This window comes from Bacillus sp. HMF5848, from assembly GCF_003944835.1.
In the GTDB taxonomy this organism is placed as follows: Bacteria; Bacillota; Bacilli; order Bacillales; family HMF5848; genus HMF5848.
Map to the genome: position 1 here is coordinate 1,313,541 of NZ_RWIV01000001.1, position 20,371 is coordinate 1,333,911.

Genomic DNA, 20,371 nt, shown 5'->3' on the forward strand with positions numbered 1-20,371 from the left:
ACCTGCAAAAAACATTAACCAACAACCAACTATATCCGCATTCAGATTATTCGTAAAAGTTGTCCACGCACCTTAGCTCCCAAATCCATTGAATCTATTACGTTGAGTAAGTGTCATCAGTAAGAATAAGATAGACACAAAAAGTAGTGGTGTTGTAATAAGTAATGGGGCGAGCCTCATTAAGCCTAAGATGTTATACAAGAACGCAATAACAAAAAAAATAAGTGCGAGAATAAGTTGAAGCTGTTTCATATTAGTCACCTCGTACATGTTGTCCTCTACTAAATATATGCTTGTATTTCCAGTAATAATACAGCTTTATGACAAAATTGTGAATTAATCACGTAGGCTATTGTCATAACTCGACAAAATCTGTTATATTATAAACGTGAAATGATTCACAAACAAATACCCCTTTGTTTGACCGTGAAAAATTTCTCCCATCCCCTTTGTTGTCTTACTTGAAGGCTTGGCCCGTTGCCAAGCCTTCCTTTTTTTATCTGAAAAAATTCACAATCTTTTAATAATATTTAGACTAAAAAACTTGTTTTTTCGACATGATATTCGCGAGTCATCGAGTAATAAATTTAGTGACCGTGCAGACTAAAGAAATGATAAAAATATAAGCCAATTAAAATACCTATCTCCTAAAGAGGGAGATAGGTATTTTTGGGTTATAATTTGAGTTGTTGTTTTACATACTGTAAGACGTCTGCTGTAGTTGATAGCGTTAAAGCATGCTGGGCAACTTTTTCGGCCGTCTCTTTAGAAATGCTTCGAATTTGATTACGCGCTGGTAGGATAGAAGAAGCACTCATGCTAAATTCATCTAAGCCAAGTCCTAACAGTATAGGAATAGCAATTGTATCTCCAGCCATTTCTCCACACATACCTACCCACTTTTTCTCACGGTGAGCAGCTTTTATTACCATATTAATTAATCGTAAAATAGATGGACTATATGGCTGGTACAAATAAGATACGCGCTCATTCATGCGATCAGCAGCCATCGTATACTGAATTAAATCGTTTGTTCCAATACTGAAGAAATCAACCTCTTTAGCAAATTGGTCCGCTAGGATTGCTGTTGAAGGGATTTCTACCATTATTCCAATCTCGATGTCATCCGCTACTTTAACGTTATTTTTAGTAAGCAAGTCTTTTTCCTCAAGTAAAATATGCTTTGCTTCACGGAATTCATCTAATGTTGCGATCATGGGGAACATGATTTTTAAATTACCATACACACTCGCTCGTAATAAAGCACGAAGCTGTGTACGGAAAATATCTTGCTTTTCTAAACATAAACGAACTGCTCTGAATCCTAGGAATGGATTCATCTCATGCGGTAGCTGTAGATATGATAGCTCTTTGTCACCACCTATATCTAGTGTGCGAACGACAACAGGCTTTCCATCCATTTGTTCTAAAACTGCCTTATATGCTTCAAACTGTTCATCCTCAGTAGGGAGCTCAGTTCTGCCCATATATATAAATTCTGTTCGATATAAACCAATACCTTCTCCGCCATTACTTAAAACAGCGTCCACGTCTGCTGGTGTACCAATATTGGCAGCGAGCTCTACATGATGGTTGTCACTTGAAAGAGTAGGTTCATGAACAAGTTTTGCCCACTCTTGCTTTTGTGCCTCATATGCGTTTTTTTTCTGTTCATATTCAGCAATCTCGGTTTCGGATGGATCAACTATTATTTTGCCATCAAGGCCATCTACGATAATGATAGTATCTTTGCTAACTTCAGTTGTAACATTTTTCGTGCCGACAACGGCGGGAATTTCCAATGAACGTGCCATAATCGCTGAATGCGAGGTTCTACCACCTATGTTTGTTGTAAAACCTTTTACGTATGTTTTGTTTAATTGAGCCGTATCAGAAGGAGTTAGATCATCTGCGATGATAATTACCTCTTCTTGAATCATACTTGGGTTTGGAATGTGAACCCCTAATAAATGAGCTATTACACGCTTTGTTACATCACGTATATCAGCTGCACGCTCACGCATATATTCATTGTCCATTTGCTCAAACATATTAATAAACATCGCTGCTACTTCATGAAGTGCGAATTCAGCATTGATTTGCTCTGATGTAATTTTGTCTTTGATAGGATTTACAAGCTCAGGGTCGTTTAATACAAGAAGATGAGCAGCAAATATGTCTGCTTTATCTTGGCCAAGCTCTTTAGCTGCATGATTTTTTATCAACTCAAGCTCTTGGCAAGCTTTTTCAAGTGCAGAAGTTAATCGCCCAATTTCCACGTCACAATCTTGCTTTTCTTTCTTTTCAATATTCAATGCAGGGGCTTCAAGTGGGTAAGCTTTTGCAATAGCAATCCCACTTGAAGCCGCAATTCCATTCAGAATCTTTGACATTACGAACCAAGCCCTTCTTTTTGCATAATGCCGTCTATGGCAGCGATAGCAGCTTCTTCATCTACACCTTCAGCAGCAATGGTAACAGTCGCTCCTTCTTGAATACCTAAAGACATGACACCCATAATAGACTTTAGATTAACAGTTTTATCATTACTTGTAAGAGTGATGTCTGCATCAAAGGGAGTTGACGTCCCGACTAACATAGTAGCGGGACGAGCGTGAATGCCAGAGTGACTTATAATTTTATATTGTTTTGTAACCATAAATCGTACGCTCCTTTATTTACTGTATTATTTAACTTTCACTAACGATGTGTCACCTTGTGAAGCTTGTCCGTAGTTAACTTGAAGCTCATCAGTCTCACCTAGGTTTGTAAAAATAATTGGTGTGATTGTTGATGGAGCGTGTTTTTCTACATAGCTCAAGTCTACTTCTAATAGTTTTTGTCCTTGTTTAACTACATCGCCTTCTTTAACAAACGATGTGAAGCCTTTACCTTCTAGTTTTACAGTATCAATACCAAAATGAATTAATATTTCTGTTCCGTTGCTAGATTCTAAACCAATAGCATGTTTTGTAGGGAACACATTTAAGATTTTTCCTTCAACAGGTGACACTACAACACCATTCGTAGGTTTAATAGCGAACCCATCACCCATCATTTTTTGAGAGAATACTTGGTCTGGTACGTCTGTTATAGAAATTACTTCACCTTCAATCGGAAGTGCGATTGATTCAGAAGCATTATTTCTCCCTTGTGAAATGTGGTTATCAGCTTTCACAGCAGTTGGAGTTTTTCCTGTCATAATATCTTGGATTTGACTTTTTAGCGTGTCTGACTTAGGGCCAAAGATAGCTTGAATGTTGTTACCAACTTCCATAACACCAGCAGCACCTAATTGTTTTAAGCGATTTTTATTAACAGCTTTAATATCTTTAACCGATACGCGAAGACGAGTAATACATGCGTCTAAGTGACCGATATTTTCTTTTCCGCCCATTGCTTCTAACACGTTGTATGGTAATTCACCTGCTTGAACAGTTGTACCTTGTTCTTCTGTTTCGTCCTCACGACCAGGTGTTTTTAAGTTAAACTTGCGAATGGCAAAACGGAAACCAAAGTAATAAATAACTGAGAATACTAAGCCTACAGGAATAACTAACCACCAATCAGTTCTATTAGGTAATACACCGAATAGTAGGAAGTCAATAACACCACCGGAGAAAGTCATTCCGATTTTTACATTTAAAATGTGCATAGTCATGAATGATAACCCTGCAAAAATAGTGTGAATACCGAATAGAATAGGTGCTACGAATAAGAACGTGAATTCAATTGGCTCTGTAATACCAGTTAAGAAAGAAGTTAAGGCTGCAGAACCTAAAATACCACCAACTAATGCCTTTTTCTCAGGACGTGCTTCATGATACATAGCAAGAGCTGCTGCTGGTAGTCCAAACATCATGAATGGGAATTTACCAGTCATAAACGTACCCGCTGTTAATTCAGCACCTTCTTTAACTTGTTCAAAGAAAATCTTTTGGTCACCACGGATAATTTCTCCAGCGGCATTTGTGTATTGTCCAAATTCAAACCAGAACGGCGAGTAAAAGATATGATGTAATCCAAAAGGAATAAGTGCTCTTTCGATAATACCGAAAATTAAAGCTGCTACAGTTCTGTTAGCGTCGATCATGCTATGTGAAAATGTATTTAAGCCATGCTGAATTGGAGGCCATACAAAAATCATAACAATTCCTAATCCTAAAGCGGCTACCGCTGTAATAATTGGTACGAAACGCTTTCCAGCAAAGAAACCAAGGTATGCAGGTAATTCCATGTTGTAATACTTGTTATACATGGCGGCTGCTAAAATACCAACAATAATACCACCAAACACCCCGGTTTGAAGGGTAGGGATCCCTAAAACATTTGCATAAGCTGGGTCTGCACCAATCATGTCTGGTGTAACACCTAGTAGGGCACCCATTGTTACATTCATAATTAAGAACCCAATTATAGCAGCTAGTCCGGCAACGCCTTCACCAGCAGCTAACCCAACAGCAACTCCAACAGCAAATAATAATGCTAAGTTAGAGAATACGATACCACCTGCTTGTTCCATGACAGAAGCAATAAGTTGAACCCAAGCTGCTTCTAAAGCTGGAATTCGAGAAGTTAAAGATGGATTTTGTAACGCGTTACCAAATGCTAATAGCAAACCAGCTGCCGGTAAGATAGCAACGGGTAACATGAGGGCTTTACCAACTTTTTGTAAAGTACCAAATGCTTTTTTAAACATAAGTAATTCCTCCTTAAATTTTGATTTCGTTAACAGCAAGTATTATAGAGCGCTTACACACAGACAACACAAAAAAGGCATGAGTATAGATAACGTTAAGGTAATATAAACAAAGCACATTCACATGTACTAATGTTTATACTGCTAGTAACGTTTATCTTTTACTCATGCCTGATCGAATCAGTAACACGTAAGAGAAAAACTATTATTTAGTTTTACTTACAAAACGCTGTAAATGTAAAGTCAGATAAACTGCTTCAGCATCATAGACTTTTTTCTGTAATGCTTGCTGCATAACTTTAATCACTTTCCACGATAGATTGTAGCATAGGGGATATGAATTTTTCAACACATTTTCTAATTCTTTTGGTTCTTCCAATCTTTCCTCTGCCTTAACTCTATCAATAGCGTGGCGAAGGTGGCGTACGAGGCGCATATAATTAACACTTTTTCGATCGATTTTTACATCTAAATTATTTTCTATTAATCTAATGAGCTCGGCAATTAACTGCGAATGCTGATTAAGCTCGGATAGCTCTTTATCTGTCATGGCGCTATGAATGTGAAGGGCGATAAAACCTATCTCACCTTCGGGAAGTCGAATATCTATCTTTTCATGAATTTGCTCAATAACTTCTTCAGCAATTTCATATTCTTTTGGGTATAGTGACTGCGTTTCGGTTAAAAAGGGATTTTGAATTCCTAGTCCTTGATTCATCCGTTTTAGCGCAAAGGCAATATGATCTGTAAGTGCGATATGAATATGCTCGTTCAGCTTTGTGTTTACTTTACTTTCAATGTGAAACACAATATCATTCATTATTTCAATAAAATCTTCATCAATATGAGGAATTAATTGCTTATATTGCTCTTGTTCTTTTTTATCTTCAAGAATAAATGTTTTCTCCACATTTTCAATATTTATTTTATCTCCGAGTTTTTTATTAAAACCTATACCTTTCCCAATCAATACAACTTCACCATGATTAGGATGTACAGCAATAATGACATTATTATTAAGTGCTCTTTTTATGATAAAAGAATTATCCATCATCTTCACCTCTACAATAAAACGGTTTCAACTTATACATGATATCATACTAACGAAAAGTACTTCGAAACTCAACGACAAAGTTTGACAAATTTCTTGAATTACTAGAAAAAACAGTATCGATTTTCATAAAATTTACAAATACCCTATATAACTTGTGCCGTAGCATTATGTATGATGTAAGTAGATTATGAGAAAGTGGTGATGTTGCGTGCAATCGTTGCAGCCTAAAAAACGGTCTCAGCTTCGTATTAGACTTGGAAGTATTTTTTATACTTACAAACGTTATAGTGAGTGGATGATGAAAAATAAAAAATTTGCTTTGAATAAAAAAACGAACCAATCACCATGTCTTGTTTTCCAACATCAAACACCTTTGTTACGTCAATTAAAAGATGTCGAGATGTGGCTACAGCAAAATAAAATAGAAAATTTAAAAATTGCAATTAAAAACCTGAATGGCATTGTTATTCAACCTGGTGAGACGTTTTCGTATTGGCGCTTGATCGGGCGCCCAACTTACAGAAAAGGTTACAAGGATGGGATGGTTTTATATTATGGGACGTTTAAAACAGGAGTAGGTGGGGGGCTATGTCAGCTGTCTAACCTTATATATTGGATGACACTACACACGCCGTTAAAGGTTGTTGAGCGTCATCGCCATAGCTATGATGTGTTTCCTGATTCTAAGCGGACGCAGCCGTTTGGCAGTGGGGCAACTTGTTCTTATAATTACCTAGATTTACAGATTTATAATGATTCAGAGGAACCGTATCAGCTAATTTTGTATTTAAACGACACGCATTTAGTAGGCGAATGGCGAGCGATGAGTGAGCCATTGCATACGTATGAAGTGTATCAAAAAGAACATAAAATGACTCTAGAGCCTTGGGGTGGTTATGTACGACACAATGTTATTCATCGCCATGTGATAAATCGTAGTGGCGCTGTAATTGATGATGAGTATGTGACAGAAAATCACGCAATTATGATGTATCAGCCTTTTCTGGAAACAACGAAAGATGATGAAGTTAAATGATTATTGTATGCATTCTAGATTGAAGTTGGCAAATGTAACAAGAAGAAAAAAGTAGTGGAGAGAAGCGTTACAGTTGTAATGTGACGTCATGGCTTAACGTTATAAGGATCGCACCAAACAAGCTGCTCATCGCACCAAACAAGCTGCTTAACGCACCAAACAAGGTGCTTATCGCACCAAACAAGGTGCTCATCGCACCAAACAAGGTGCTTATCGCACCAAACAAGGTGCTCATCGCACCAAACAAGGTGCTTAACGCACCAAACAAGGTGCTTAACGCACCAAACAAGGTGCTTATCGCACCAAACAAGGTGCTTAACGCACCAAACAAGGTGCTTATCGCACCAAACAAGGTGCTTAACGCACCAAACAAGGTGCTTAACGCACCAAACAAGGTGCTTATCGCACCAAACAAGCTGCTCATCGCACCAAAAGAGAAATTCACCGCACCAAACAAGCTGCTCATCGCACCAAACAAGGTGCTCATCGCACCAAACAAGGTGCTTATCGCACCAAACAAAATCCTCATCGCACCAACCAAGGTGAAAGTTCAACAAACAAGTATATTAATACGAGCCAATGCAAAGTTTAACGATCCAAACCACAACTTGACCACACTGAAAGTAACATGCCTGCATTCAAAGAGTGCAGGCAAGTATTATTGTTGTTTAGAGGTAGGACTCTCATCTTCCGTGGCAAGAGCAGCGCCATCTTCGACAACGGTTCTTAGCTCACTCATAAAAAATGAATCGTCTACAAAAAGCTCACAAGATTGTGGTTTGTCAACGTGCTTCATTTCTTTTCTCACAGCTATTCCCTCCTTGTCATCACTTTTAGCATGTCCAATTTTTAAAAAATAAGCTCAGTAAAACTTAGTTGTCGATGTCGCAACGATTTACTTTCAGTTGATGACCTCCGAGCCTATGAATTGGAACCTCTCGTGTTACTACTCACGCTACACATAAAACAACTTCCAAAACACTTCACGGCCCGAAGAAACAATAGAGAGCATTTTCAAGGTGTTTTGGTCCATAGCGAATCAATCAACAAAGTATGAAATCATTTGATCATTTAAACATAAAAAATGCTTGGTTTCGTTAAAAAACCAAGCTAATCTTTATATCGCCAAAACGTCCCGAATTTAACAGGCACTGGTTCAACCTTTTGCTTCAGAACAAGCTTCTTCATTTCATGTTCCGCTTCTGCTAAGGGCATATTATATACAACAGATATTTCTTTTGTAGCGACAAATTTAAAGTAGCGTAAAAAATCTTCTAAATCAGGTGGCGCTTCAGGATCTGGAATATACCCTAACATTTCAGAAAGTATGTGGACATACGTATCAAATGGATAAAAACCCGTGATTTTGATGCCTTCCTGCTCAACATCCTCATTAAAAAACACGAGAGTCGGAATTTGATCGACTTCCATTTCAGTCGTAATAGACAAATCACATTGAAATGCTTTAGCAGCACTCGGGGAGTGTAAATCACGGCTGAATTCTTCTACATCTAATCCAACGATATCGGCACATTCATGTAATATTTTCTCATCAGAAATATCTTGTTTTTCAATAAAAAGTGTTTCTTGTAGCTTGCGAATAAATTGAATACCAAGACGACGACCTTGAAGACCCGCTGCCTTAATAGCAATCGATGCTGCAAATGGTGTCTCAATTGGATTCTCAAACCATACGCTTCCATCACACGACATTCCAAAACGATTCGCTGTTCGCTCCCACACTTGAGCCATACTTTGCGGGTCGATTGATTTTTTTCCTAGATTAAGCTTAGCCAACTTGCCGCTTAAAACATGCTTAACAGTAAAATAACGGCCATATTCAATCTGCAGTTTTTTTAAGATTGGTTCGAGCGACCAACATTCTGCACAGAGTGGATCTAGGAAGTAATATACTTCAATTGGTTTCATAGTGTTACTGCTATACCGTTGATGAACAGCCCACCAGTTTGTCATTTCATTTTTATAGCTCACGTCGCATCGTCATCCTCAGGTGTATTTATCATGTGCTGCGCAGTTAACACTAGCCTTTGATAAAACTCAGTACGCATCGGTTCATCTAGCTCCACTTCATCCATAGCGAAGTCCATGCATGCGAGCCATGCTTTTGCACGTGTAGGCGTTATTTCAAAGGGTAAGTGTCTAGCTCGCAACATAGGATGCCCATGTTCCATTGAATATAAATTGGGACCACCTAAATATTGCGTTAGAAATTGTTTTTGTTTGCGGGCTGTTTCAGTTAGATCATCAGGGAATATAGGAGCCAACTCTGGATGCTGTGCGACTCGCTTATAAAATAAGTCTACAAGTGTGTGGAGTTTTTCTTCTCCAATCAAGTCGAAAGGTGATTTGAATTGTGATGTCATGAAAATTGACTCCTTTATCTAATTTGTATGTGCTAACTAACATCAAATGTCAGCAGTTACATGTTATGTTTCTATTATGACAAGTTTTCATACAATTACACAAATTAAACGACTTGTGGCCTGTCTAGTGCTGTCGTTTCTTAAAGATGTATTTACAATTAGCATGAAAATTGAGAGTTTATGCATGTTTTATATAAGACCATTTTAACAATTGTAAACATATATCTCAATTTATGAGCTTTTCCTATTTCTCCTATTTTATCTGATATGTAACATTTTAACTATAAATTTGTTGTTTTTTAACACAAAAAAAAGAATTAGTATCACACTAATTCTTACGATTGGTAGTTGCGCATAACCTTTTGAACATAATTTGTTGTTTCTTTAAAAGGAGGAACACCACTATATTTATCCACATTGCCCGGGCCTGCATTGTATGCAGCTAGAGCTAATTTTATGTCTCCGTCATAACGATCAAGCATCTGTCTTAAATATTTAGTTCCGCCAAGGATGTTTTGCTTAATATCATATGGGTCCGAAACCCCTAAGTCCTTCGCGGTACCAGGCATGAGCTGCATTAACCCCATTGCACCAGCATGGCTTTTAGCTTTGCTGTTAAAGTTTGATTCTTGTTTAATTACTGCTCGGATAAGTCTCGCATCTACTTCATAAAGATTAGAAGCATGGTCGATAGCCTGTTCAATAGATGGATTATTAGGCAATTTATTAGCCAACACCGATACATCCTTATGGTTAACATGCGAGGTACTACTTTGTTTAGGACTACTGCCGAAAAAAGACGCTTCTTCTTCTGTTAATATTGCTTGAAGTATATCGGTGAAAGAAGTATTGCCTGGTTGATTTACTCCGGAATTTCCTTTTTCAAACTGCTTCAGAGCTTGTAGCTCCATCATAAGCTTAATTGTGTTTATGTTCATTGACTGTACCCTCACTTATTTTAAGAACAGCTTACGAATATACATGCGCTTAATTTTATTTTCGGTTTTTGTGCGAGGAATATTAAGCTCGTCTAGCAAAGAGGAGAAAATTTCCTCTCCCTCTTGTAAGTCTTGTACCTCATACTCTAATTCGTAGTCTTCTGTATCTAAATACGAGCTGTGGTCAAATGTGAGAATACCACCACGGTATTCTATTTCAGCCCGACTTGTTGTTAAGTCTCCAAACAACTTAATGCTCTCAATAGAAACTCCGAGATCCTTTAAGATGGTTGCAATGTCTCCATTGACCATTTCCTGTTTAGTTAACATTGCATGAGCCTGATCTAAAGTAAGATTTTGATGGGTTTCAAGGATGCCTTCTTTTAGTGGTTGTTTTAAAGTTAGAGTATATGTATCTTGCTTTTTACGAATTCGCAAGGCAGCACCAAGATTTTTTATATCATATTGCTCCGTATCGAAATAATAATTTTGCTGCGTTACAAAGTTGTCTTGCGTGATAGAAAATTTACGCATCAACTTAATAAAATCTTCTTCAGACACTAGGTTTTTACATTCGTATTCAATCTCTTGCTTCACAGTTTTGTAGACCCTCCTAATAATAATATTAATATTATCTCTTTTTTAGATTCCAATTACAATGATTAGGGAGAACCATTTTGTCTGTGGTACAATTATAAAGGATTATGTATTTAAGGAGGCAATGGTTTTGCGTACGATTTTACAAGTATCAAAAACACTTTTACAAGAGAAACAGTTCTTTTTCATTACTGAGGAGACTATGCCATTAAATATACAAGCAAATGGCCAGATGCTAGTTGATTCAGATAATTTGGCGTTTATATACTTACTAGAAAATGATGAATCATACATATATGCTTCAATTAAGGAAGATTTTTGGCATGATATATCTAATGCTTGTAAAATGGACGTTACTTTTATTTTAAAAAGTGCTCAAAGTGAGACAGAAATAGAGCTAGTTAACTTTAAAGAAGAAATGACATATTTAATCTCAAATATAGAAGGAAATTCAAACTATGGTGAAGAAATGGTAACTAAAGTGATGAATGCATTCAGTGATATGGCGGTGTAGTAAAAGGTGATTAAGCATTGGGAGTTTTTTTTAGCACCATATAAACAGGCAGTTGAAGAGCTAAAAATTAAATTAAAGGGTATGCGTTCTGAATACGAGCTTGAATCGGTGCACTCACCGATAGAGTTTGTAACAGGTCGTGTCAAACCAATTGCTAGTATTCTAGATAAAGCGAATAAAAAGGGAATTCCTCTTAACGAACTAGAAACACAAATGCAAGACATAGCAGGTTTAAGAATGATGTGTCAGTTTGTAGAAGATATTTATACTGTGGTGGACTTGTTACGAAAAAGAAATGATTTAGAAATTATTGAAGAACGTGATTATATTGCGGATAAAAAAGTTAGTGGCTATCGTTCTTATCATGTTGTTATATGTTATCCTGTTCAAACGGTTTCAGGTGAAAAAAAGATTCTTGCCGAAATTCAAATACGTACGTTAGCGATGAATTTTTGGGCAACTGTGGAACACTCTTTAAATTATAAATATAGTGGAAATATACCGGAGGATATAAAAAGGAGACTGCAAAGAGCAGCAGAAGCGGCTTTTCTATTAGATGAAGAAATGTCTCAAATTCGTTTTGAGATTAAAGAGGCACAGGCAGTGTTTTCTAGAAAAAATGAAGTCGATGGAGATTGAAAGGCTAGGTGTTAATAGAGTATGAAATTTGCAGTTACTTCCAAAGGTGACAATGTTTCTAATTCTTTAATGCAAAAAATCAAGACATATTTGCAGGATTTTTCGCTCGAGTATGATGAAGATAAGCCAGATATATGTATTTCAGTTGGTGGAGACGGTACGCTTCTCTATGCATTTCACCGTTATCGTAATCGGTTAGATCGGACGGCATTCGTTGGTGTGCATACGGGTCATTTAGGGTTTTATGCAGACTGGATTCCTGAAGAGATTGAGAAGCTAGTAATTGCAATCGCTAAAACACCTTACCAAGTGATTGAATATCCGTTACTTGAGGTTATAGTTCGCTATAAAGATGGCGGGAAAGAATCTCGCTACTTAGCACTAAATGAATGTACGGTCAAGCGTGCAGAAGGCACTCTTGTAGTCGATCTAGAAATAAAGGGAGATATTTTTGAAACGTTCCGTGGAGATGGCCTTTGCATCTCAACACCTTCTGGAAGTACGGCCTATAATAAAGCGCTGAATGGTGCTATTCTTCATCCATCGATTGAGGCTATACAGATTACCGAAATGGCATCGATTAATAATAGGGTGTTTCGTACGGTAGGATCTCCGCTTATTTTACCATCGCATCATACATGTATGATTAAGCCCGTCAATGCTGACGACTTTTCAATTACCATTGACCATTTGAATATTTTTCACAGTGATGTGAAGTCAATCCAGTGTCGAGTTGCTCATGAAAAAGTGCGCTTCGCCCGCTTTCGTCCATTCCCATTTTGGCAGCGCGTCCGTGAATCGTTTGTGGCGGATGAATAAGGTGTGTAGTGATGAAGCTTCAATGGATTGTACAACAAGATGAAAAGGATTTACTACTACGTGAATTTTTATATAAAAAAAATATTTCTCGCACAGCACTTAGTGACATAAAGTTTAAAGGTGGCCAGATTCTTGTTAATGGACAAGAGGAAACGGTGCGTCGAAAGGTAACAACAGCGGATGAAGTGACAGTTTATTTTCCACCAGAGCGAAAAAGTGAATCATTGTTAGCAGAAGAAATACCGTTATGTATTGTGTATGAAGACGATGCGGTATTAGTGTTGAATAAGCAAGCTGGCGTATCAACGATACCGTCACGTGAGCACCCATCAGGTAGTATTGCAAATGGATTACTATATTACTACGATAAGATTGGATTAGATGCTGGCGTACATGTAGTGACTAGATTAGATCGTAACACGTCAGGTTTGATGCTTATTGCGAAGCATCGATATGTTCATTATATATGTTCTTTATTTCAAAAAGCTGGAGAGATTTCACGTACGTATGAAGCTCTCGTACATGGGTCTGTTGTTGAACAGACAGGGACAATTGACGCTCCGATTGGGCGAAGGGAAGACAGTATTATTGAACGAGAAGTGCGTAGCGATGGACAGCATGCTGTTACACATTTTAAGGTGATTCAACGATATGAGGCATTTACTCATGTACGTTTGCAGCTCGAAACAGGACGAACGCATCAAATTCGTGTGCATATGGCATATTTAGGCCATTCACTATTAGGTGATGATTTATATGGAGGTGGACTCGATTTAATAAATCGACAAGCGTTACATAGTGCACAGCTTACTTTTATTCATCCAATAACGAGTGAGCGCATTAGTTTTTCTGCAAGTCCACCAGATGATATGGAACAAATCATATCAGGTACCTAGTGTTAACTGGGTACCTGTTTTTACGTATTCTAGTTGTCTAATTACTTGTGGTATTAAGGAGCAAGCGTTTCTATCCTAATTGTCCAACAGCTCCACTTTTTTCGCTTTAGCCTGTGCCGGATAACTTTCAGCTATAGGGCCATCAATCCAAACCTTTACTTTATCTCCCTTGCGGTAATTTTGTGAAGTCTCTACAGAAATAGAGATAAGATTCAATCCTTCAACAGTAATTAATTCATTTATAGAAATATATTGAACTTCATTGTATGTTTGCAAACTAATATTTTGAGCTAACAAAATATGCTGTTCGTCGACCTCCAATACATAGCCTTCGATTTGCTGTGATTCTTCGTTATCTACTGAACAGGCGTTAACAACTGAAAAAGCCAAGAGAATCATTAAAAAATAACAAAATCTCTTCATTATTTTATATTCCTCCTTTTTGTAATTAGACGAATAATGGATTTACAAGTTACATCAAAGCAAGTGTTTCTTTTCATAAAAAGAATCGATTAATCCACACTAAAGCTATAGGAGTGGATACATGTAAGAGTGTAAAAAATAATGTCAATGTGTTTAAAATTGCAGCAACATATATTGGTACTGTAGTCGGAGCGGGCTTTGCTTCTGGACAAGAAGTGCTTCAATATTTTAGCGATTTGAATTGAATGGAATTTGGGGAATCGTGCTAACAACGGCTCTATTTCTTGTGATTGTAATTAGCACATTTGCGGCGTTTTTAGTAAGTCAGGTCGGTTTTTCCGCGTTAGTAAAATACCTATATCCTGCGGTGGGCTATGGGGGATGCTATTGTTTATAGGGTTGCTATATGTAGCTATTTATAAAAGAAAAGAATTACGATAAAATGAAAAACACTCATAGAATTAAAATCTGTGAGTGTTTTTTTGAGTATATTTTTGTTTTTTACTACTGGTACGTCAAGCTTAATCGTTAAATGCGCCACTTTTTGCGGAGTTTTGCATCTTTATACAACGTGTATTTTTAAAGAACAATATACACTTTTATTCAAAGCTTCTAAACTTTTCAGGTACTAACGGCATTGAACTTTCAACAGACACAGTTTCCATTTCAGGATATCGTAAAGCAGTTAATGCATTACCAAACACAGCACCTGTATCAATGTTTACAGTTTGATTAACAAAACGAGGCTCTTTTACAGGGGTATGACCGTATACAATCCAAGCATCACCAGTGTAGTGCTGAGCCCAATCGCGCCGCACAGGCGAACCATCTGGGAGTGTTTCTCCTGTAATATCACCATAAAGTACAAATGTTTCCACCTTTTTACTTGTCTTGCCTATATAATCACCACGAATGCCTGCGTGGGCAATGATTAATTTTCCATTATCTAATACATGATACAGAGGTGCTTCCTCATACAGCCTCTTAAAATGATGCGACGCCCGTTTTTGGTCTTTAGCAGATAGTGCTTCATATTCAGCAACAGTCGTCTCAAGTCCATGTGCTATTTTGACATTTCTACCTAAAAAATAACGATACAGTTTATTGCAGTGGTTCCCTGGTACATAGTATGCACGCTTATGCTCAACTACAAGGTTATATATTATATCAGCCACCTTAAGCGATTCTGGTCCACGGTCTGTTAGATCTCCTACAAAGGCTAATTGTCGTGACGGATGAAGTGGTACACCTTCTGACCAATCATAGCCAAGCTCTCGAGTTAGAATGAGTAGTTCTTCATAGCATCCATGAATATCCCCTATAATATCAAGTTTCATAAGTACCTCCCAGTTGTTTACTATGTAAGGTTAGTCTTTCGTATTAAAAATGTATCATACTTATACAAAAATAAAAAAGGAAGCTGACAAAAATCAACTTCCTAATCAAACATATATTTTTTGTGCGGGAATGTACATTTAAAACAATTCCGATTGCGAGCATAAAGGTTAACAGAGCACTTCCTCCGTAACTAACAAAAGGAAGGGGAATACCGGTAATAGGCAGGACACCAACCGTCATACCGATATTTTGAAACACTTGGAAAGTAATCATACCAATGACTCCTGTACACAAATAACTACCATATGGATCATGGCTTTCTAGTGCAGTATGAATCATGCGGTACACTAGTAAGAAAAATAAAGATACAACGATACTTCCACCAATAAAACCAAATTCTTCTGCTATCACAGCAAAGATAAAATCGGTATGAGGTTCAGGAAAGTAAACTTCTCCGTCTGAATAACCTTTTCCGTACAATTCTCCTGAACCAATTGCTAGTAAAGCTTGGCGAAGCTGATAGCCTTGTGCATCGTATTCATATGGGGCGAGCCATCCGTAGAATCGATCTAACTGATAGCTATCAAGGATGTTTTCTTTAAAGAAATCTGGGTACATAAAATAAATACTTACTAGTAATGTTCCTACCGTGACTACTAATCCAACTATTGAAAAAATAAAACGCCAGCGAATACCAGATACTAAAATTAAAGATGCGATAATAGCAGAGAGAACCATTGTATTTCCTAAGTCAGGCTGTTTAGCAATGAGTAACAAAGGTGGAAGACAGATAGCCATAATTTTTCCAAGTAAAAACAAGTCATCCTTCATCGTTCTTTTCATACGCTTTTCGTTGTGATTAGCAATAATTTGACTTACTAAAATAATAAGAAATATTTTCATGACTTCTGAAGGCTGAAAGTTACCAATGCCAGGTACATCATACCAAGCCGTAGCTCCTTTAATAGTTAATACATATTTTGCGGGAAAATTAAATTCAATACCAAGCAAAAGTAACATACCAAAGGCATACATGTACCAAGAAATTTGTTTAAAACGATCAAAGTCTATAATCATTGTAACAGAGAGAGCTACTGTTCCAATGACATACCAAATTAGTTGCTTTTTCACAAAATTTATTTCTTGTAAAAACGATGGCAAAGATTGTTGAGCACTATATATAGAAACAACACTAACAATAATAAGTGTAAATAATATAAATAAGAGCATGAAGTCTAATTTTATGCCTTTTTGATTCATACCGATTTCCTTTCGATGTAAATGTTCTTGTCAAAATAGAGCAAATTAATTGGATAATGTATTTATATGAAAAAAAGACACAACATTCGTCTACTATTTTGAATTTAAATTCAATAAGGAGCCTACACTTTACTTAGTTTAGCTCTTGACGTCAGCGGCTCGAGGGCAAAATACCGGTCAAATTTTCTCCTGGAAAAGAAATATGAAATCCTGTTTCTCTTAGTCATAAGTGAATCGACTTTGGAAGGCAGACGTTCCGCCGCCATCGCTAAATGGCACCTTACACTTTTCTTAGTATATCATACAGGAAATTTGTTTGTTTTTAAATTGAATGAGAGACATATAACGACATTTTTGTTACTATATTAATGCGATTATTGCGAAATAGCATAGTAAGGGGGGAGACCCATCATGTCAGAGATGACAGAGAAAGAAAGAGAATTACAACAAGAGCACGAAGAAATATTAGAGCTATTACGAAAGAATCAATTAACAGAGTTTCGTGAGTTGTTTTTAAGCCTACATGAGTACGACCAAGCAAAATTGTTCGAATCATTTTCAATTGATGATAGAATGCAACTATATCATTATTTGTCACCTGAGGAAACAGCTCGTATAATTGAAAATATTCAAGTAGACTCTAATCAATATTCAGAATTAATGGCAGAGATGGATCCAGCCTATGCAGCCAATATGTTGGCACAAATGTATGCCGATGATGCAGTTGACGTTTTAAATCAGTTAGATAAAGAACAAGTAGCTAGTTATTTAACAATTATGGATAAATCCTCAGCGGAAGAAATAAAAGACCTTCTTCATTATGAGGAATATACAGCTGGTAGTATTATGACAACAGAATTTATCGCTATTGAAGCAAACCAGACTGTAAGAAGTGCCATGTATATTATTAAAAATGAAGCGCAAAACGCTGAAACAATATATTATATTTACGTTGTGGACGAGAATAAAAAGCTTGCTGGTGTTATATCTATACGTGATTTAATTGTACATCATGATGACACGATGATTTATGAAATATTAAATGAGCGTGTTGTAACTGTATCGGTTAGTGAGGATCAAGAAGAAGTTGCTAAAAAAATGAAGGACTATGATTTTTTAGCCCTACCAGTTATTGATTTTCAAAATCATCTACTTGGAATTGTAACTGTCGATGATATCATCGATGTACTCGAAGAAGAGGCGACTGACGACTATTCCAAGCTTGCCGGTATTAGTGACGTAGGAACGATGGACCGCGGTCCATGGAGCGCATCAAAGAAACGACTTCCTTGGCTAATTGTGTTATTATTCATAGGGATGATGACAGCAAGCCTGATGGGCCGGTTTGAAGAAACGCTTGATCAAGTAGCCGTTCTTGCTGTGTTTATTCCACTTATTGCTGGGATGGCGGGGAATTCAGGTACACAGGCATTGGCTGTAGCTGTCCGTGGTCTGGCGACAGGTGAAATTACTAAAGGAAAAGTATGGAGCATTCTTGCTCGTGAAGCAGGGACAGGATTCATTAATGGTATTGCTTGTGGCATACTTGTCACAGGACTAGTCACCATTTGGCAACAGAATTTTATGCTAGGTATATTAGTCGGTGTATCTGTATTAGGAACACTCATAGTAGCCACACTTGCTGGATCTTTCGTACCTATTATTATGAATAAATTTAATATTGACCCAGCTGTAGCATCAGGACCATTTATCACAACTATTAATGATATTATAAGTATTTTAATTTATTTAGGTACGGCTTCATTATTCATTAACTACCTAATATAAGGGGAGGGCTTCTATGGAGCATCATGCATCTGTTACATCACTCGTAATTGTCATGATTGTGGCATTTTTAACACCAATATTGCTACATCGTTTAAAGCTAAGTATTATTCCCGTTGTTGTTGCTGAAATCCTTGTTGGACTTGTAATTGGGAAAAGTGGATTTGATATTGTACATCAAGATATGTGGCTTGAAACACTATCACTTTTAGGATTTATATATTTAATGTTTTTAAGTGGATTAGAAATTGATTTTTCTGTTTTTGCTGGGAAGAAAAAGAAAGAAATCCTTCCAAGTGGAAAACCGGCTCCACATCCTTTTATTGCATCAAGTATCGTGTTTATAGGTGTATTAGCCCTGTCATACATTTTATCACTAGGGTTTGTGGCGTTAGGATTTATTGATAATGCCTTCTTAATGACGTTAATCATATCAACCATTTCTTTAGGGGTTGTTGTGCCAACGTTAAAAGACGCACAAATTATGAAGACTGCTATAGGACAAACGATTCTCCTAGTAGCTGTTATTGCAGACCTTGTGACGATGATTTTGTTAGCTGTATTTGTTTCAATATATGACAAGGGGCAAGGAAACACTTGGTTACTACTTATACTGTTTGCAGTAGGTATAGCATTTTACTTTGTAGGGAAAAAGTTTCGTCATCAATCATTTGTTGAAACGATGTCGAAAGGAACTATCCAAATTAATACCCGTGCTGTATTTGCTCTAATCATTATTTTAGTAGCTGTATCTGAAACGGTTGGTGCCGAAAATATTCTAGGGGCGTTTTTAGCGGGTGTACTTGTGTCGCTATTATCACCAAATCCTGATTTGGTTCACAAACTAGATTCATTTGGCTATGGATTTTTAATACCAATTTTCTTTGTTATGGTGGGGGTAGAACTCGATGTTTGGGGGTTATTTACAGAGCCTAAGCTATTGTTATTAATTCCGCTACTCTTCGTAGCTCTTGTTCTTTCAAAGCTTTTACCATCGTTTGTATTAGGCTGGTGGTACAACAATCGAACAGTAATAGCTTCGGGATTCTTATTAACATCTACCCTTTCACTCGTAATTGCTGCTGCTACTATCGGTGAACGCATGGGTATGATTTCTGAACAAATGTCAGGCGCTTTAATCTTGGTTGCAGTTATTACATCTGTTGTGTCACCTATTGTTTTCAAAAAGGTGTTTCCACCTCATGAAGAAACAACACATAAGCTAAAAGTGTCATTCTTAGGGGCAAATCAATTAACACTACCGGTTACAAGAGAACTAAACCCATCATTGTATGAGACTACATTATTTCATACAAAACAAGAAAAAATTGAGCGATCAACTTCTTCTACAGTGTTTCAGATTGATGAGGTGGAAAACTTTACAGTTGACCACTTAAAAGAACACAAGGTGTTCGATGCTGACATATTAGTAGTCACTACAGGTGATGAAGAAATAAATACAAATATTGCTAAATACGGACGTGATAATGGGATTGAGCGAGTAATAGCTCGAATTGAAGAGCCTGAAAAGCAAGAGGAATTGCGAAATATCGGGGTCGAGGTATTTTCCGTTCTTCTTTCTACAAAATCCTTTTTACGTGCTGTTATAGAATCACCAAGTGTATTTAACATTATCACAAGTGAAGAATCAGCTCTTCATCAAATTAATATGAACAATCCAAAATATGATGGAATTTCGTTACGAAACTTTCCGTTTACAGGAGACGTTATATTTGTAAGAATATTCCGCGGGAAAGATTCGATTGTACCACATGGTGACACTGAACTTCGCATGGGTGATCGCCTTGTTGTTACCGGGTCTCACGAATATGTTGATGAATTAAGGATGATTTTAGAGTTTTGCGAGTTGTGTTAATTCATAAGCTGTCCATAAATATGTGGGCAGCTTATTTAAATTACACCAAAAAACTAGGTGCAAGGGTTTATCGGTTGTAATTGACAAGGAAGTTGCAGAAATACTGGTGTCTT

21 protein-coding genes are annotated in these 20,371 nt (G+C 37.0%); 7 read left to right on the forward strand and 14 right to left on the reverse strand.

Features of this window, described 5'->3' with window-relative positions; genetic code table 11:
• Nucleotides 1–72: 72 nt before the first annotated feature.
• The 5 genes from EJF36_RS06230 to glcT form a co-directional block, all read right to left on the reverse strand.
• A complete protein-coding gene (locus tag EJF36_RS06230) occupies nucleotides 73–252 on the reverse strand; it encodes a hypothetical protein (RefSeq protein WP_125905491.1) in 180 nt (59 codons plus the stop codon).
• 422 nt (nucleotides 253–674) lie between these two features.
• Nucleotides 675–2,393 carry a phosphoenolpyruvate--protein phosphotransferase gene (gene ptsP, locus EJF36_RS06235; RefSeq protein ID WP_125905492.1) on the reverse strand — a complete coding sequence of 573 codons (1,719 nt, stop codon included), beginning with the start codon at nucleotides 2,391–2,393 and terminating at the stop codon, nucleotides 675–677.
• Complete coding sequence (locus EJF36_RS06240) at nucleotides 2,393–2,659, reverse strand: phosphocarrier protein HPr (RefSeq protein ID WP_125905493.1); 267 nt, start codon at nucleotides 2,657–2,659, stop codon at nucleotides 2,393–2,395. The genes ptsP and EJF36_RS06240 overlap by 1 nt, the downstream gene beginning before the upstream one ends.
• Nucleotides 2,660–2,686: 27 nt before the next feature.
• Nucleotides 2,687–4,699, reverse strand: a complete 2,013-nt coding sequence (gene ptsG / locus EJF36_RS06245) for a glucose-specific PTS transporter subunit IIBC (RefSeq protein ID WP_125905494.1) — start codon at nucleotides 4,697–4,699, stop codon at nucleotides 2,687–2,689.
• Between the two features lie 205 nt (nucleotides 4,700–4,904).
• A complete protein-coding gene (glcT, locus tag EJF36_RS06250) occupies nucleotides 4,905–5,750 on the reverse strand; it encodes a glucose PTS transporter transcription antiterminator GlcT (RefSeq protein ID WP_125908287.1) in 846 nt (281 codons plus the stop codon).
• 211 nt (nucleotides 5,751–5,961) lie between these two features.
• On the opposite strand from glcT, the gene EJF36_RS06255 reads away from it, so the two are divergent.
• Complete coding sequence (locus EJF36_RS06255; protein ID WP_260471839.1) at nucleotides 5,962–6,789, forward strand: VanW family protein; 828 nt, start codon at nucleotides 5,962–5,964, stop codon at nucleotides 6,787–6,789.
• A 67-nt stretch (nucleotides 6,790–6,856) separates the two neighbouring features.
• On the opposite strand, the gene EJF36_RS06260 is transcribed toward EJF36_RS06255, so the two are convergent.
• The 6 genes from EJF36_RS06260 to EJF36_RS06280 form a co-directional block, all read right to left on the reverse strand.
• Nucleotides 6,857–7,318, reverse strand: coding sequence for a hypothetical protein (locus EJF36_RS06260; RefSeq protein ID WP_125905495.1), 462 nt, complete (start codon nucleotides 7,316–7,318; stop codon nucleotides 6,857–6,859).
• Between the two features lie 129 nt (nucleotides 7,319–7,447).
• Nucleotides 7,448–7,597, reverse strand: a complete 150-nt coding sequence (locus EJF36_RS21440) for a hypothetical protein (protein ID WP_185806832.1) — start codon at nucleotides 7,595–7,597, stop codon at nucleotides 7,448–7,450.
• Nucleotides 7,598–7,899: 302 nt separating this feature from the next.
• Complete coding sequence (locus tag EJF36_RS06265; RefSeq protein ID WP_125908289.1) at nucleotides 7,900–8,763, reverse strand: ClpXP adapter SpxH family protein; 864 nt, start codon at nucleotides 8,761–8,763, stop codon at nucleotides 7,900–7,902.
• Between the two features lie 14 nt (nucleotides 8,764–8,777).
• Nucleotides 8,778–9,173, reverse strand: coding sequence for a globin domain-containing protein (locus tag EJF36_RS06270; RefSeq protein WP_125905496.1), 396 nt, complete (start codon nucleotides 9,171–9,173; stop codon nucleotides 8,778–8,780).
• 335 nt (nucleotides 9,174–9,508) lie between these two features.
• The gene (locus EJF36_RS06275; RefSeq protein ID WP_125905497.1) at nucleotides 9,509–10,111 is read right to left on the reverse strand and encodes a lytic transglycosylase domain-containing protein; all 603 of its coding nucleotides are present in this window, start codon (nucleotides 10,109–10,111) and stop codon (nucleotides 9,509–9,511) included.
• A gap of 15 nt (nucleotides 10,112–10,126) precedes the next feature.
• Nucleotides 10,127–10,708 carry a CYTH domain-containing protein gene (locus EJF36_RS06280; RefSeq protein ID WP_125905498.1) on the reverse strand — a complete coding sequence of 194 codons (582 nt, stop codon included), beginning with the start codon at nucleotides 10,706–10,708 and terminating at the stop codon, nucleotides 10,127–10,129.
• Between the two features lie 130 nt (nucleotides 10,709–10,838).
• On the opposite strand from EJF36_RS06280, the gene EJF36_RS06285 reads away from it, so the two are divergent.
• From EJF36_RS06285 to EJF36_RS06300, 4 genes are read left to right on the forward strand one after another with little or no spacing between them, the layout of a single operon-like run.
• The gene (locus tag EJF36_RS06285) at nucleotides 10,839–11,222 is read left to right on the forward strand and encodes a UPF0738 family protein (RefSeq protein WP_125905499.1); all 384 of its coding nucleotides are present in this window, start codon (nucleotides 10,839–10,841) and stop codon (nucleotides 11,220–11,222) included.
• Between the two features lie 6 nt (nucleotides 11,223–11,228).
• Nucleotides 11,229–11,861, forward strand: coding sequence for a GTP pyrophosphokinase (locus EJF36_RS06290; RefSeq protein WP_185806833.1), 633 nt, complete (start codon nucleotides 11,229–11,231; stop codon nucleotides 11,859–11,861).
• A 21-nt stretch (nucleotides 11,862–11,882) separates the two neighbouring features.
• Nucleotides 11,883–12,680, forward strand: a complete 798-nt coding sequence (locus EJF36_RS06295) for an NAD kinase (RefSeq protein WP_125905500.1) — start codon at nucleotides 11,883–11,885, stop codon at nucleotides 12,678–12,680.
• A gap of 11 nt (nucleotides 12,681–12,691) precedes the next feature.
• Nucleotides 12,692–13,576 carry an RluA family pseudouridine synthase gene (locus tag EJF36_RS06300; RefSeq protein ID WP_125905501.1) on the forward strand — a complete coding sequence of 295 codons (885 nt, stop codon included), beginning with the start codon at nucleotides 12,692–12,694 and terminating at the stop codon, nucleotides 13,574–13,576.
• A gap of 75 nt (nucleotides 13,577–13,651) precedes the next feature.
• Here the strand turns inward: EJF36_RS06300 and EJF36_RS06305 are convergent, their stop codons facing one another.
• From EJF36_RS06305 to EJF36_RS06315, 3 genes are all read right to left on the reverse strand, one after another.
• Nucleotides 13,652–13,999 carry a DUF3221 domain-containing protein gene (locus EJF36_RS06305; RefSeq protein WP_125905502.1) on the reverse strand — a complete coding sequence of 116 codons (348 nt, stop codon included), beginning with the start codon at nucleotides 13,997–13,999 and terminating at the stop codon, nucleotides 13,652–13,654.
• Nucleotides 14,000–14,598: 599 nt separating this feature from the next.
• Nucleotides 14,599–15,336 (reverse strand): bis(5'-nucleosyl)-tetraphosphatase PrpE, encoded by a 738-nt coding sequence (prpE, locus tag EJF36_RS06310; RefSeq protein WP_125905503.1) that lies wholly within the window; start codon nucleotides 15,334–15,336, stop codon nucleotides 14,599–14,601.
• 43 nt (nucleotides 15,337–15,379) lie between these two features.
• Complete coding sequence (locus EJF36_RS06315; protein ID WP_125905504.1) at nucleotides 15,380–16,597, reverse strand: FtsW/RodA/SpoVE family cell cycle protein; 1,218 nt, start codon at nucleotides 16,595–16,597, stop codon at nucleotides 15,380–15,382.
• A gap of 411 nt (nucleotides 16,598–17,008) precedes the next feature.
• Here EJF36_RS06315 and mgtE point away from each other — a divergent pair, with 411 nt between their 5' ends.
• Together mgtE and EJF36_RS06325 are read left to right on the forward strand one after the other, a co-directional pair.
• Nucleotides 17,009–18,385 carry a magnesium transporter gene (mgtE, locus tag EJF36_RS06320; protein WP_125905505.1) on the forward strand — a complete coding sequence of 459 codons (1,377 nt, stop codon included), beginning with the start codon at nucleotides 17,009–17,011 and terminating at the stop codon, nucleotides 18,383–18,385.
• Nucleotides 18,386–18,398: 13 nt separating this feature from the next.
• Nucleotides 18,399–20,258: a monovalent cation:proton antiporter family protein gene (locus tag EJF36_RS06325; protein ID WP_125905506.1), complete on the forward strand. Its 1,860-nt coding sequence runs from the start codon at nucleotides 18,399–18,401 to the stop codon at nucleotides 20,256–20,258.
• The last annotated feature ends 113 nt before the right edge of the window (nucleotides 20,259–20,371 follow it).

Excerpts from the sequence above, each read along its gene's own strand:
- EJF36_RS06230 (WP_125905491.1), bottom strand. The coding sequence starts at position 252 with ATGAAACAGCTTCAACTTATTCTCGCACTTATTTTTTTTGTTATTGCG.
- ptsP (WP_125905492.1), bottom strand. The coding sequence starts at position 2,393 with ATGTCAAAGATTCTGAATGGAATTGCGGCTTCAAGTGGGATTGCTATT.
- EJF36_RS06240 (WP_125905493.1), bottom strand. The coding sequence starts at position 2,659 with ATGGTTACAAAACAATATAAAATTATAAGTCACTCTGGCATTCACGCT.
- ptsG (WP_125905494.1), bottom strand. The coding sequence starts at position 4,699 with ATGTTTAAAAAAGCATTTGGTACTTTACAAAAAGTTGGTAAAGCCCTC.
- glcT (WP_125908287.1), bottom strand. The coding sequence starts at position 5,750 with ATGGATAATTCTTTTATCATAAAAAGAGCACTTAATAATAATGTCATT.
- EJF36_RS06260 (WP_125905495.1), bottom strand. The coding sequence starts at position 7,318 with ATGAGGATTTTGTTTGGTGCGATAAGCACCTTGTTTGGTGCGATGAGC.
- EJF36_RS06265 (WP_125908289.1), bottom strand. The coding sequence starts at position 8,763 with ATGACAAACTGGTGGGCTGTTCATCAACGGTATAGCAGTAACACTATG.
- EJF36_RS06270 (WP_125905496.1), bottom strand. The coding sequence starts at position 9,173 with ATGACATCACAATTCAAATCACCTTTCGACTTGATTGGAGAAGAAAAA.
- EJF36_RS06275 (WP_125905497.1), bottom strand. The coding sequence starts at position 10,111 with ATGAACATAAACACAATTAAGCTTATGATGGAGCTACAAGCTCTGAAG.
- EJF36_RS06295 (WP_125905500.1), top strand. The coding sequence starts at position 11,883 with ATGAAATTTGCAGTTACTTCCAAAGGTGACAATGTTTCTAATTCTTTA.
- EJF36_RS06300 (WP_125905501.1), top strand. The coding sequence starts at position 12,692 with ATGAAGCTTCAATGGATTGTACAACAAGATGAAAAGGATTTACTACTA.
- EJF36_RS06305 (WP_125905502.1), bottom strand. The coding sequence starts at position 13,999 with ATGAAGAGATTTTGTTATTTTTTAATGATTCTCTTGGCTTTTTCAGTT.
- prpE (WP_125905503.1), bottom strand. The coding sequence starts at position 15,336 with ATGAAACTTGATATTATAGGGGATATTCATGGATGCTATGAAGAACTA.
- EJF36_RS06315 (WP_125905504.1), bottom strand. The coding sequence starts at position 16,597 with ATGAATCAAAAAGGCATAAAATTAGACTTCATGCTCTTATTTATATTA.
- mgtE (WP_125905505.1), top strand. The coding sequence starts at position 17,009 with ATGTCAGAGATGACAGAGAAAGAAAGAGAATTACAACAAGAGCACGAA.
- EJF36_RS06325 (WP_125905506.1), top strand. The coding sequence starts at position 18,399 with ATGGAGCATCATGCATCTGTTACATCACTCGTAATTGTCATGATTGTG.